At 40.4% G+C, this 13,024-nt stretch carries 11 protein-coding genes; 2 read left to right on the top strand and 9 right to left on the bottom strand.

Annotated features, from left to right (window positions below; all coding sequences use genetic code 11):
- Positions 1-3: 3 nt before the first annotated feature.
- The 9 genes from FTU34_RS04035 to rimO all read right to left on the bottom strand — a co-directional run bounded on the left by FTU34_RS04035 (position 4) and on the right by rimO (position 10,066).
- Complete coding sequence (locus tag FTU34_RS04035) at positions 4-504, bottom strand: OmpH family outer membrane protein (RefSeq protein ID WP_180034786.1); 501 nt, start codon at positions 502-504, stop codon at positions 4-6.
- Positions 505-545: 41 nt separating this feature from the next.
- Positions 546-3,086 carry an outer membrane protein assembly factor BamA gene (gene bamA / locus FTU34_RS04030; protein ID WP_373686473.1) on the bottom strand — a complete coding sequence of 847 codons (2,541 nt, stop codon included), beginning with the start codon at positions 3,084-3,086 and terminating at the stop codon, positions 546-548.
- Between the two features lie 85 nt (positions 3,087-3,171).
- On the bottom strand, positions 3,172-4,527 hold the full coding sequence (rseP, locus tag FTU34_RS04025) for an RIP metalloprotease RseP (RefSeq protein WP_180034784.1): 1,356 nt from the start codon (positions 4,525-4,527) through the stop codon (positions 3,172-3,174).
- A gap of 3 nt (positions 4,528-4,530) precedes the next feature.
- Positions 4,531-5,727: a 1-deoxy-D-xylulose-5-phosphate reductoisomerase gene (gene ispC, locus FTU34_RS04020; protein WP_180034783.1), complete on the bottom strand. Its 1,197-nt coding sequence runs from the start codon at positions 5,725-5,727 to the stop codon at positions 4,531-4,533.
- A complete protein-coding gene (locus tag FTU34_RS04015; RefSeq protein ID WP_078188722.1) occupies positions 5,728-6,552 on the bottom strand; it encodes a CDP-archaeol synthase in 825 nt (274 codons plus the stop codon). It abuts the gene before it with no gap.
- Entirely contained in the window at positions 6,553-7,308 is a 756-nt protein-coding gene (gene uppS / locus FTU34_RS04010) for a polyprenyl diphosphate synthase (RefSeq protein WP_111883757.1), read from the bottom strand.
- A 6-nt stretch (positions 7,309-7,314) separates the two neighbouring features.
- Positions 7,315-7,869 (bottom strand): ribosome recycling factor, encoded by a 555-nt coding sequence (gene frr, locus FTU34_RS04005; protein WP_078188724.1) that lies wholly within the window; start codon positions 7,867-7,869, stop codon positions 7,315-7,317.
- A 79-nt stretch (positions 7,870-7,948) separates the two neighbouring features.
- Positions 7,949-8,677 (bottom strand): UMP kinase, encoded by a 729-nt coding sequence (gene pyrH, locus FTU34_RS04000; RefSeq protein WP_180034782.1) that lies wholly within the window; start codon positions 8,675-8,677, stop codon positions 7,949-7,951.
- A gap of 45 nt (positions 8,678-8,722) precedes the next feature.
- On the bottom strand, positions 8,723-10,066 hold the full coding sequence (rimO, locus tag FTU34_RS03995) for a 30S ribosomal protein S12 methylthiotransferase RimO (protein ID WP_111883759.1): 1,344 nt from the start codon (positions 10,064-10,066) through the stop codon (positions 8,723-8,725).
- Positions 10,067-10,418: 352 nt separating this feature from the next.
- Here rimO and glnL point away from each other — a divergent pair, with 352 nt between their 5' ends.
- Together glnL and glnG are read left to right on the top strand one after the other, a co-directional pair.
- Entirely contained in the window at positions 10,419-11,525 is a 1,107-nt protein-coding gene (gene glnL, locus FTU34_RS03990) for a nitrogen regulation protein NR(II) (protein WP_078188727.1), read from the top strand.
- Positions 11,515-12,990, top strand: a complete 1,476-nt coding sequence (gene glnG, locus FTU34_RS03985) for a nitrogen regulation protein NR(I) (RefSeq protein WP_168377613.1) — start codon at positions 11,515-11,517, stop codon at positions 12,988-12,990. Before glnL ends, glnG begins: the two co-directional genes overlap by 11 nt.
- Positions 12,991-13,024 lie beyond the last annotated feature (34 nt).

Below are 13,024 nucleotides of genomic sequence, written 5' to 3'. Positions count from 1 at the left end.
TGATTATTTAATTGCATTAACCTTTTGAATCATTTTATCAGTTAAATCAAACTTAGGGTCATACGCAAGTGCTGAATTTTTATTCAAAATAACATCTAACTTATTTTCTGTGCGCAATTGTTCTGCAACTTGCTTGATTCGAGTATCCATCGTGCGATTTAAGGACTGAATATTCCCTTGAACCGAAGCTTGAACTTTTTGCTGTAAATCAGTCAGCTCTTTAAGTTTAGCTTGATACTGTTGACCCATTTGCTGCTTTTGCGCAGCAGTCAACTTATCACCACCTTGCTGAGCTTTTTGTTGCATTGCTTCCAGCTCTTTAGCAAGTGATTCAATTTTAGTGGTTTGTGGTTTCAATTGCTGTTGAATTTGAGCATTTTGTTGTTTTAGATAAGCGCTTTGATCCACCACCTTTTCTAAATCAACCACACCGTAACCTGCTGCATGTACCACAGCAGAACATGACATACCCAATACGGCCAAACCAGCAAATAATTTATTCATCTTATCAACCTGTAATTTTGTTATTCCCCGAAGGGTCGTACTTAGAACGTACGACCAATCTCGAATTGAATTTCTTTTGTTTCATCGCCAGCTTTGTCATTAAGCGGGAATGCATAACTGAGTGAAATTGGACCAATCATCGTGATCCAAGTAAAGCCAGCACCCACGCTATAACGCATATTGTTCGTGTCGAAACCAAAGTTATCTTTACAATATTTCTTCGCATCAATACCTTTATCGTCCAACTCACCTGTTAAATATAATTTCCCCTCAGGAACATCACATTGCGTGTCGAAAACTTGCGCACCTTCGGCAAACAATACTGGACGAACTTGACGAGCCCAATCTCCTTTAAATGGCACAGGTAAAACTAATTCCGCACCAAATTGTACTAAGGCGTTACCACCAACCTCTTCAGGGTCATAATCAATTTTGTGCGATTCATTATAAGTTACACCTGGATATTTTGGACCTAAAGTACTGTTGTCATAGCCACGGACCGAACCAAAACCACCAGCATAGAAGTTTTTATAGAATGGTAGATCATTACCGTAGCCTAACTTACCATAGCCACGTAAAACAAAGTCTTTGCCCAACGGGAAGAAAGCTTGAACATCATATGTTGCTTTTTGATACTCAACATCACTACCAGGTAATGCAACCTCTGCATTAATACGATGTGACATGCCCGATGTTGGGAATACTGGACGGTTTAAAGTGTTGTAAGACCAACCAAGATTAAGATTATATGTTAAAAAATCACCAGAAAACTCATCATCAAATCCTGTAAAACCAATGTCTTCATTTACTGAGTTTCTACATAACTTTTTAAAATACTCATCTTCTTTATCAGTAGGTTTTTCAAGGTTAGGATTTGCAGCTAAATCAAGATCCCACTGTGAAGAAGTATTGCCCGATGAACAATATTCACCTTGCCCTTTTGGCTTACCACCATGTGCTAACAAGTAGTCACGAACATATGTAGAAACATATGGACCTGTTGTCACTTCGGTATTATCAATATTCAAACCCATACTGATACTTTGGTTTTCATCGATCGGATAACCAAAGTTGATACCACCACCAAAACTGTCAGTGACGTAGTTGTTAACGTTATAGTCGTTATCTAACTTGGTTTTACGGTAGTACAAGTTATAACCACGGCGTACACCATCAATAGTGAAGTATGGGTCAGTTACACTGAGGTTGTAATAATCTTGAGTCTCTGAACGAGACAAATCGATAGAAACTGCATTACCTGTACCCAAGAAGTTGGTTTGACTCAAACCTGCTTGGAAAGTTACACCGCCACTTTGTGAGAAACCAACAGCTAAAGTACTTGTCCCCGAATGCTGCTCTTCAACATTTACATTTAAATCAATTTGATCTGGCGTGCCCGGAATACGTGCAGGCTTAACATCAACGGTTTTAAAGAAACCAGTACGTTCTAAACGCACTTTAGACAAATCAATTTTTTCGTTACTTGCTAATGCGCCTTCCATTTGACGCATTTCACGACGTAACACTTCATCAGCTGTTTTCGAGTTACCTGTAAAATTAATACGGCGAACAGTGACTTGCTGACCCGGATTCACATAGTAATTTAAATCAACCAATTTGGTGTCTTTATTAATTTCAGGAACAATGTTCACTTCTGCAAAGTAGTAACCTGCGTTACCGTATTTACGAAGTAAAAGTTGTTTCACGCCATTCACTTTTTCTTGTGAATATAAATCGCCATCTTTATAAAGTTTTAAAGCGTTTAAATCAGTTTGCGTATAAAGCGTATCACCTAAGAAATGGGTTTCACCAAACTTAAATTGTTCACCTTCATCCACCGAAACTTCAATAAAGACATGTTTTTTATCTTCACTCAAATTTAGACTTGAATTGGTAATGTTGAAGTTGATGTAACCTTTGTTGAGATACATCGCACGTAAAGCTTCTAAACTCGCAGCCATTTTTTCACGTGCATAGCGGTCATTACGAGAAATGATCGAGTTCCAACCACTTTCTTTTAATGCAAAAATTTGTTTAATTTCGCTTTCTTTAAAGACCGTATTACCAATGATATTAATATCAAATACTTTGGCAGATTGACCTTCTTCAAACTCGATTAAGACATTTACACGGTTATTCGGTTGAGCGGTTGTAATCACTTTGACATCAGCATCGTAGCGACCTTGCTGCATGTACTGTTGTTCTAATTCAGTTTCAACCGTTTGCAAAGATGATTTCTTTAAAACTTCACCTTCGGACAGACCCATTTTCTTTAAGCCTTCTTCCAAGGCTTCTTTAGGAATAAGTTTATTGCCTTTTAGCTCAACTTTAGAAATTACTGGGCGTTCAACCACTGTATATACAAGGGTATTACCGACTTGTGAAGACTTCACATCATCAAACAAACCCGACGCAAACATGCTACGAATTGAGTTTGAAATGATTTGATCATTGACACGATCACCAGCGGAGAATGGGATCATTCCGGCTACATTGTCAGGAGTTAAACGCACTAAGCCATCAACACGAATATCTTGTACTACAAAATCATCTGCTGCATATACTTGTTGTGCTACGGCCATAGCACTAACCAGTGCCAATGGCATAAATAAATGTTTGTGCTGCATGCCAGTCTTTTCCGCTGTTAATTTATTTCGTATAACGTTCTTATAAACGCATAATGTCATTGAATAGAGCCAGTAGCATCATGCTACCCAGCAATACCATACCAATTTTTAATCCAACCAATTGTATTTGTTCAGAAACAGGTTTACCACGAATTAATTCAATAAAATAGTAAATTAAATGACCGCCATCGAGCATAGGAATCGGTAGTAAATTTAAAATACCCAAACTTACACTCATCAGTGCCATAAATGAAATGAAGGTTTGCCACCCCATCTCAGCACTTTGTCCAGCCACTTTCGCAATAGTAATCGGACCAGATAAATTATCTAAACCAACCAAACCACGCACCATTTTTACAATAGAATTCAGGATCATACTAGATATCTGACCTGTTTTTTCTACGGCTTTGCCCATCGCCTCTACAGGCGTGTATTGAATGGTTTGTTTGTATTCGGCTGGAATATTGACTTTACCCGGATCACTTTGTACACCTAAAAGCCCTGTGACTTTACCCATTTGGTCACGCTTACCTTGCGGCATCACGTTTAAATGCACAATTTTATTTTGTCGTAAAACATCAATTTTAAGTAACTTTTCTGGAGAAGCTTGTACAACTTGTACAACATCAAACCAGTCTTTCATTTTTACGCCATCGATCGAAACAATTCGATCACCCACTTGCATCCCTTGGCGAATCGCTGCACCATCTTCACTGAGTTTTGAAACCACTGCAGGAATTTCAGGACGATATGGCGTAAAACCAAGAACATCGAGTGGTGACTGAGTTTGATCGCGTAAGAAACTCTGTATCGGTAAACTGAAGTTTTGAATTTGCCCTGCACGTTCAGCTTGAATTTGAATATTGCCGGTCTCACCCACACGATCAACCAAGGCATAATTCAAGCGCTCCCAAGTAGATACTTGAGTACCATCTACGGCAGTAATTTTATCACCAGACTGCATTTGCGCAGCTGCTGCAGGCGTATTCGGTAAAATTTTACCTACGCGCGTATTGAGCTGTTCCTGAGCTGGTAAAAATAAAATCCAAAACAACACTACTGCAAAAGCCAAGTTAATGAGTGGCCCTGCCGCAACAATTGCAATACGTTTCCAAGGGTGTTGTTGGTTAAATGCTTTTGGTAAGTCTTCTGCTGCGACATCACCTTCGCGTTCATCCAACATTTTGACATAACCACCCAGTGGTAATGCAGACAGTTGATATTGAATACCCGACTTCTTTGACGTCCACTTGAGCAGTGTTGGGCCAAAACCAATCGAATAAACCAAAACCTTTACGCCCAGTTTACGTGCAACGAAATAGTGCCCAAATTCATGAATCGCTATCAACGGTCCAAGTAGCAATATTGCTGCAATAATCATAAACAAGGCATTCATGTCTTAACTTCCTGAATTCAATACTGCTTTTTCAGCAACCATACGTGCCGATTTATCTGCATGCAAAATAACATCAATATTATTTGCAGCTGAGTTTTCAACTTTCACCAACACATGTTCCACAATTTGAGGGATTTGAGTAAAGCCAATTTTCTCATGCAAAAATGCTGCCACGGCGATTTCATTGGCTGCATTTAAAATCGTAGGAGCTAAGCCCCCAGCCTTCATGGCTTGACGTGCTAATTTTAGTGCTGGGAATCGTTGTATATCAGGCTGTTCAAAGTTTAACTGTGAATGAACAAATAAATCTAATGGAGGCACATGTGTTTGAATACGCTTTGGCCACGCTAATGCATGAGCGATAGGCGTACACATATCAGGATTTCCCATTTGTGCCAAAGTCGAACCATCTACATATTGAACCATTGAATGAATGATACTCTGTGGATGGACAACAACTGTTACAAATTGTTCTTCAACTGCAAAAAGATGACAGGCTTCGATTAATTCCAAGCCTTTATTCATTAGCGTTGCAGAATCAACTGAAATTTTTTGCCCCATCGACCAATTTGGATGCTTACAGGCTTGGGCCGGCGTTACACTTTGCAATTGTTCTAAACTATGATGTAAAAATGGACCACCAGAAGCGGTAAGTAAAATTTGTTTGACACCTAGCTTTGGCTGACCATGACGCTCACCTTGTAGATAAGTTTCAGGTAAGCATTGGAAGATTGCATTGTGTTCAGAATCGACCGGTAGCAACAAAGCATTATTTTCACGTGCGGTCTGAATCATGATGTCACCCGACATCACCAGCGCTTCTTTATTTGCTAATAAGACTCGTTTACCCGCTTTCGCAGCAGCCAATGTCGGCAGCAATCCTGCTGCTCCCACAATAGCCGCCATAACCACATCAACTTGTGGATGTTCTGCTACTGCGATTAATCCTGCTTCATCATGCAGGATTTCAATATCAGTTAATTTTTCAGCTACGAGTAATTGGCGCAGTTCATCCACTTTATTGAATGGAACAACTGCGATTTTCGGTCGATATTGTTTGCATATTTCGACAAGTTCTACAATTCGGCTATGTGCAGTGACTGCAAAAACTGAATACTCTTCGGGATGCTGTTGCAGAATCTTTAAAGTACTTTGACCAATGGATCCTGTTACACCCAATATACAAACAGATTGTGACATCTATAAATCTACGCCAATTAATTTTAAAACATACATACCTGCTGCAAAGATAGGTGCTGCAGCAAGCAACGAGTCGATACGGTCCAGCACACCGCCATGTCCCGGAAGAATACGACCAGAATCTTTGATCCCTGCACGACGCTTGATCATCGATTCAAATAAATCACCAAGTACTGAACTAAATACCGTTATTACTGAAAGTATTAAAAATAAAATATGTTCAGCAATGCTTAAATCCAGATAAATAATTTCAACAACAATGACAATTAGCATTGCAGTGAATAGACCGCCATATAAACCTTCGATCGATTTATTTGGGCTCACATCTGGTGCAAGTTTTTTCTTACCAAATTTACGTCCCACGAAGTATGCACCACTGTCTGCACCCCATACCAAAAGGAACAGATACATGAGCCACCACGGTGAGTTCATCCACACAGAAAAAATAGCAGTTACCGCAGCAGGAACTAAGACTAAACCAATACCACTCAGACTTGGGTTATACCAGTTGTCGTATTCAGGATAAGACTTCACCCAATATACACTTAAGATCCAAGTAAAGATTGAAGCTGCCCAAAGCAGTAATGCAACATCAGTAAAATGCAATGCTAGTGCTGAAAGAATAGCAGTGACTAGACCATAGCCCCAAGCGAAAGGTTTAATCACGTTTTGTGTATTACGCGGCATGAGTTTAAACCACTCATAACCCGCGACAGCTGATGCAATAATCATCAGCACAAGCATTGGGTATTTAGACTCGGTTGCAAACATGCAACTCAATACAACTGAAACCAGTACCAATGCGGTTATTATCCGCTCTAACATTTATTTATTCTCAAACTGCTCTTGTTGAATCTGCTCTGAGGTCTTACCAAAACGACGTTCACGACCACCAAATACTGCTAGTGCGTCATCAAATTCTTCAATGGTAAATTCAGGCCATAATGTCTGGGTAAAATAAAGTTCTGCATACGCAGCTTGCCAAAGCAAGAAGTTCGAAAGACGGAAATCACCACCTGTACGAATTAACAAATCTACCGGAGGTAGATCACTTAAACTGACATATTGACCAAAGACTTCAGCATCCACTGCTTCAAGATTTATTTTGTTAGTTAAAACATCTGCTGCGATTTGTTTTGCAGCCTGTGCCATATCCCACATACCACCGTAACTAATTGCAATAGTTAAAGTCATGCTGTCGAAATTAGCAGTCCTTTGTTCAGCTTGCAACATTAAGTCACGTAAGTTAGGAGATAAACGAGAACGATCACCAATAAAACGTAGGGAAATGTTAAATTTTTCCATGCGTGGCAACTGTTCATGAATGGTTTCTTCAAGAAGAGCCATCAACAAATCAACCTCAAACTGAGGACGATTCCAATTTTCACTCGAAAAAGCAAAAACCGTCAGTGCTTGGATATTTCTTTTACGACAATGTTCAACGATGGGATCTAGGATGTCCTTTCCAGAACGATGCCCTTCACCTTTTTGCATTTGATTCTTTTTGGCAAAACGATTGTTGCCATCCATAATGATGGCAACATGTTTTGGAAGACGGGAAGTTTCTTCAGATGAGGTCATTAAAACTTAGACCTTCATCAATTCAGCTTCTTTTGCAGCCAGACGTTTTTCAACTTCAGCAACGAATTTGTCTGTGATTTTTTGAATGTCATCACCCGCACGACGCTCATCATCTTCAGAAATTTCTTTTTCTTTCAACAATGCTTTGATATCACCCAAAACATCACGACGGATGTTACGGATCGCAACTTTTGCATTTTCAGCTTCGTTACGTGCAACTTTCTGCATGTCTTTACGTGTTTCTTCTGTCAATGCGGCCATAGGAACACGGATGGCATCAGCAGTAATCGGGTTTAAGCCCAAGTCAGATTCACGGATTGCTTTATCAATTGCAGCAACCATTGAACGTTCAAAAGGCTGAACAAGTAAAGTACGAGAATCTTCTACACCCACGTTCGCTACTTGGTTTAATGGCACATCAGAGCCATAGTAAGGAACCATAACACCATTTAAAATTGATGGGTGCGCGCGCCCTGTACGAACTTTAGCAAAACCATGCTCTAGAGAATCTAGAGATTTGTTCATACGGTCTTCTGCGTCTTTTTTAAGATCGTTAATCATGTGATCTTCCTTACTTAATTCGAAAAGATGTAAATTCTAAAATAGCTTGTAGTATAAAGAGCTTTAGGGCCCACGTACATTAGTTAGTAACGTGAGTACCCTCTTTTTCACCCATTACCACTGAAAGTAATGAACCTGATTTGTTCATATCAAATACTTGAAGTGGGACGTTGTGGTCACGGCACAAGCAGATCGCTGTTAAATCCATCACACCCAGTTTTTCATCTAAAACTTGGTCAAATGTTAATGCATCGTATTTCACTGCATCTTCATATTTGCTTGGATCTTTGTTGTATACGCCATCAACTTTCGTCGCTTTAAGAATAAGATTGGCTTCAATCTCGATACCGCGTAAGCATGCTGCTGTATCCGTCGTAAAGAATGGGTTACCCGTACCTGCGACAAATACACAAACTTCGCCACGTGTTAAATGACGAATTGCATCACGGCTAGAATATGATTCAACTACAGCACCAATGGGTAAAGCTGACATTAGACGAGTTTTGATATTACGACGTACCAAAGCATCACGCAGTGCCAAACCGTTCATCACAGTGGCCAACATACCCATTTGGTCACCTGTTACACGGCCAACCAAACCATCTTTTTGTAATTGGCTACCACGGTAAAGGTTACCACCACCGACAACGATACCCACTTGAACACCCAAACCAACAAGGTGCGCAATTGCGAGTGACATTTGATCGAGCACTTGTGCATCGATACCCATATCTTTATTGCCCGCTAAAGCTTCACCTGAAAGCTTAAGCAGGATGCGACCAAAACGTGGTTTTTTAGAATCAAGCATCATCAACTCCGAATTATTTAATTTCAATTATTTTTAATGAATCGTTTAAGCAGACTTAACCGAGATTAGTTTTGCAAATAAGTCATATTCATCTGCATCTGTGATTTCTACTTCAAGTAAATCACCTGCTTTAATCACTGACTTATCGATATCTTCAACAAAAACATTACCATCAATTTCAGGTGCATCTGCATAAGAACGCGCAACAGCAACTGGGAACTCTTCTTCAAGATCATCCACCAGTACTGTCATTTTCTGACCGATACGGCTTTGCAATTTCGCAGCAGAGATTTCTTGCTGAACTTGCATGAAACGTTCATAACGCTCTTGTTTGATTTCTTCAGGCACATGATCTGGCAAATCATTTGCAGTCGCGCCTTCAACTGGTGAGTAAGTAAAACAACCCACACGATCAAGCTGCGCTTCTTTTAACCAATCAAGCAACATTTGGAAGTCTTCTTCAGTTTCACCCGGGAAGCCCACAACAAATGTAGAACGAATCACAAGATCAGGACATTTCTCACGCCAAACTTTTAAACGCTCTAGTGTATTTTCACTGTGCGCAGGACGTTTCATGAGTTTTAAAATCTTAGGACTTGCATGTTGGAATGGAATATCCAAATACGGCAGGATTTTGCCTTGTGCCATTAAGTCAATCACAGCATCCACATGTGGATATGGATATACATAGTGCAGACGCACCCAGATACCCAATTGACCCAATGCTTCACACATGTCATAGAATTTGGTTTTAACGGGCTGACCGTTCCAGAAGTCCAATTTGTATTTGGTGTCTACGCCATAAGCCGATGTATCTTGAGAAATCACAAGGACTTCTTTTACGCCTGCTTTTTTCAGCGCTTGAGCTTCAGTCAATACTGAACCTACTGGACGAGAAACCAAATCACCACGCATGCTCGGAATAATGCAGAATGTGCAACGATGGTTACAACCTTCTGAAATCTTCAAATAAGCATAATGTTTTGGTGTTAATCGAATACCTTGTTCAGGTACTAGATCAATAAACGGATTGTGTTTCGGTGGCTCAGGCACGTATTCGTGCACAGCTTCCATCACTTCTTGATATGCCGCAGCACCTGTCACTTTTAAGACATTTGGGTGCATTTGGCGAATTTTGTCTTCGTCTTTACCTAAACAACCAGTCACAATTACGCGACCGTTTGAACTCATCGCTTCGCCAATGGCATCTAGCGACTCTTGTACTGCAGATTCAATAAAACCACAGGTATTTACAACTACTAAATCGGCACCATCATAATCTGATGCTACATCATAACCTTCAGTCTTTAACTGAGTTAAAATTCGTTCGGAATCTACCAATGCCTTAGGACAACCTAAAGAAACAAAACCGACTTTGGGGGATTTCATGAATCTGCGCTCCACTATAATCCGCGTATTGTATGTCTTTTCAAAACATAAAAACAGGTGAAAAGGCCACTCTTTATATCACGCACCAAAATAATGCTATAAATTCATCCATATAATTTCATTTGCACCATTTTAATGCATTTTAGATTTACAGCCTGTTTTTAATCAGCTATACACTTTATTTAAAGTCTTAAATAAGCGCATTTATTCAAATAAGCATCAAAACTTAGCGTATTTCTGAAATAGTTGGCTTATATCTTGCATAACTTGCATCAATTCGAACCTTATTAGATTGAACGATTTGCTTTATGAAGATGCCATTGCGCCATTTTAAGACAGGAACCTCTCGCTAATGGATCAGACTATGACGATTGATTACCGGCTTTTAGTGGATAATTTAACCACTGCCATTTTATTGGTCGATAGCAACCTGAATATTTTTTATTTAAATTCATCTTGTGAAGCGCTTTTTGACATCAGCTTACTTCGTGCATCAGGTCAGCCTGTATTAAATTTACTCCATATGCCCGATGATGAATTCAATACGCATGATGCATTAATGAATACATTAACTTCTGGCCAGCACTATACGCGCCGAGAAGCAACGATTAATGTCAACTTTAAAGACATTCATGTTGATTACACCGTGTCACAGCTCAACTCTGGCAAACCCTACCACCCGTTGCTATTGATTGAACTCAATCAAATCGACCGGATGTTGAAAATCTCTAAAGAAGAAAACCTGATTCAACAGCATCAAGTCGCACGACAACTGATTCGTGGTGTTGCCCATGAAATTAAAAATCCACTCGGTGGTATCCGTGGGGCGACACAACTTTTAGCGCGTAGCTTAAATGATCCGAAGTACAGCGAATTCACCGACATTATTATCAGTGAGGTGGATCGATTACGAAATCTAGCTGACACCATGCTTGGCTCTAGACAATTGCCAAGTTACGAACCAGTCAATGTGCACGAACCCCTTGAACGTGTCCGTTCACTGATCGTCAACCAAACCAAAAAGAAAATTAAGATCACCCGTGATTACGACCTTTCGTTACCGGATGTTTTAGCAGATCGTGATCAATTGATTCAGGTCATGCTGAATATCAGTGTAAATGCCGTTCAGGCGATGACGGAAAATAAAGAGTTCTTTGTTGAGCATCAACCAGAACTCACTTTGCGCACACGTATTCAACGTTTAGTCACCATCAACGGTGTATTAAAACGTTCTGCGGTACGCATTGACATCGAGGACAATGGACCGGGTGTACCACAAGAAATATTAGAATCCGTATTTTACCCTTTAGTGACAGGACGAGCGAAAGGCACAGGTCTCGGCCTTAGCATTGCACAAAATATTATGCATCAACATAACGGAATGATTGAATGCCAATCAGTTCCTGGAAAAACAGTATTTAGCCTATATTTACCTTGGGAGTCAGATCATGTCGCGTAATAAGATTTGGGTCATCGATGATGATCGCGCCATGCGTTGGGTGCTGGAAAAAACATTCAAAGAAGAAGGTTTTGATGTTACCAGTTTTGAAGAAGCACAATCCGCTTTAGATCAGTTAAGTGTCGATGCGCCAGATGTTATTTTGACAGACATCCGTATGCCGGGTATTGATGGACTGACCTTTTTAGGTAAAGTCAAAGGCAACTACCCTGACTTACCTGTAATTATCATGACCGCGCATTCAGATTTAGAATCTGCTGTGTCGAGCTATCAAACGGGTGCTTTTGAATATCTACCAAAACCTTTTGATATTGATGAAGCCTTAGCACTTGTAAACCGTGCAATTTTACATATTGCCAAATTACAACAACAAGAATCTGCAAAAACCGTTCAACCGATTCAATCTACAGAGATTATTGGTGAATCACCTGCTATGCAGGAAGTCTTCCGTGCCATTGGTCGTCTTTCTCAATCACACATTACTGTATTAATTAATGGTGAATCAGGCACGGGGAAAGAATTGGTTGCGCATGCGCTGCATAAGCATTCACCACGTGGCAACAAGCCTTTTATTGCGCTCAACATGGCCGCAATTCCAAAGGATTTGATCGAAACTGAATTATTTGGTCATGAAAAAGGCGCGTTCACCGGTGCCAACACACAGCGTCAAGGGCGTTTTGAACAAGCCAATGGTGGGACTCTTTTCCTTGATGAAATTGGCGACATGCCATTTGAAACCCAAACCCGCTTATTGCGTGTTTTAGCGGATGGCGAATTCTACCGCGTTGGTGGTCACATCCCGGTCAAGGTGGATGTCCGTATCGTTGCTGCGACACACCAAGACTTAGAAAAGTTAGTCCATGAAGGTCGTTTCCGTGAAGACTTGTACCACCGTCTAAACGTCATTCGTATTCATATTCCAAAACTTGCACATCGTAGTGAAGATATTCCGATGCTTGCACAGCACTTCCTTGCAAGTGCAGGTAAAGAACTTGGGGTAAGTCCGAAGATTCTGCGTCCTGAAACGCAAGAATACATGCAAAAACTGCCGTGGCAAGGTAATGTCCGTCAGCTCGAAAATACCTGTCGCTGGCTAACAGTCATGATCACAGGCCGTGAAGTTTATCCAGAAGATTTACCTTCTGAATTAAAACAGATTCCAATTCAAGGCACAGATGGTAACCCTGCTGCTCAAGGGATTGATCGCATCGGTGTGCATCATTGGGATGAGCTACTTGGTCAATGGGCAGTACAAAAACTTAAAAATGGTGAGATGAAAATTCTCGACATAGCCACACCAATGTTTGAACGCACCCTCATCAATGCAGCACTACAGCAAACACGTGGGCGTAAGCGCCATGCAGCAGAACTTTTAGGTTGGGGTCGTAATACCTTAACCCGTAAACTTAAAGAACTCGGTATGGACAGTGCCGAAGATGATGTCGAAGAAGAATTAGAAAGTTAATTTTCTGATTTTCATTAAAAAAGCCAGTCACTTG

Source organism: Acinetobacter sp. YH12094, from assembly GCF_013419295.1.
In the GTDB taxonomy this organism is placed as follows: domain Bacteria; phylum Pseudomonadota; class Gammaproteobacteria; order Pseudomonadales; family Moraxellaceae; genus Acinetobacter; species Acinetobacter amyesii.
This window is presented reverse-complemented; position numbering and strand designations above follow the sequence as displayed.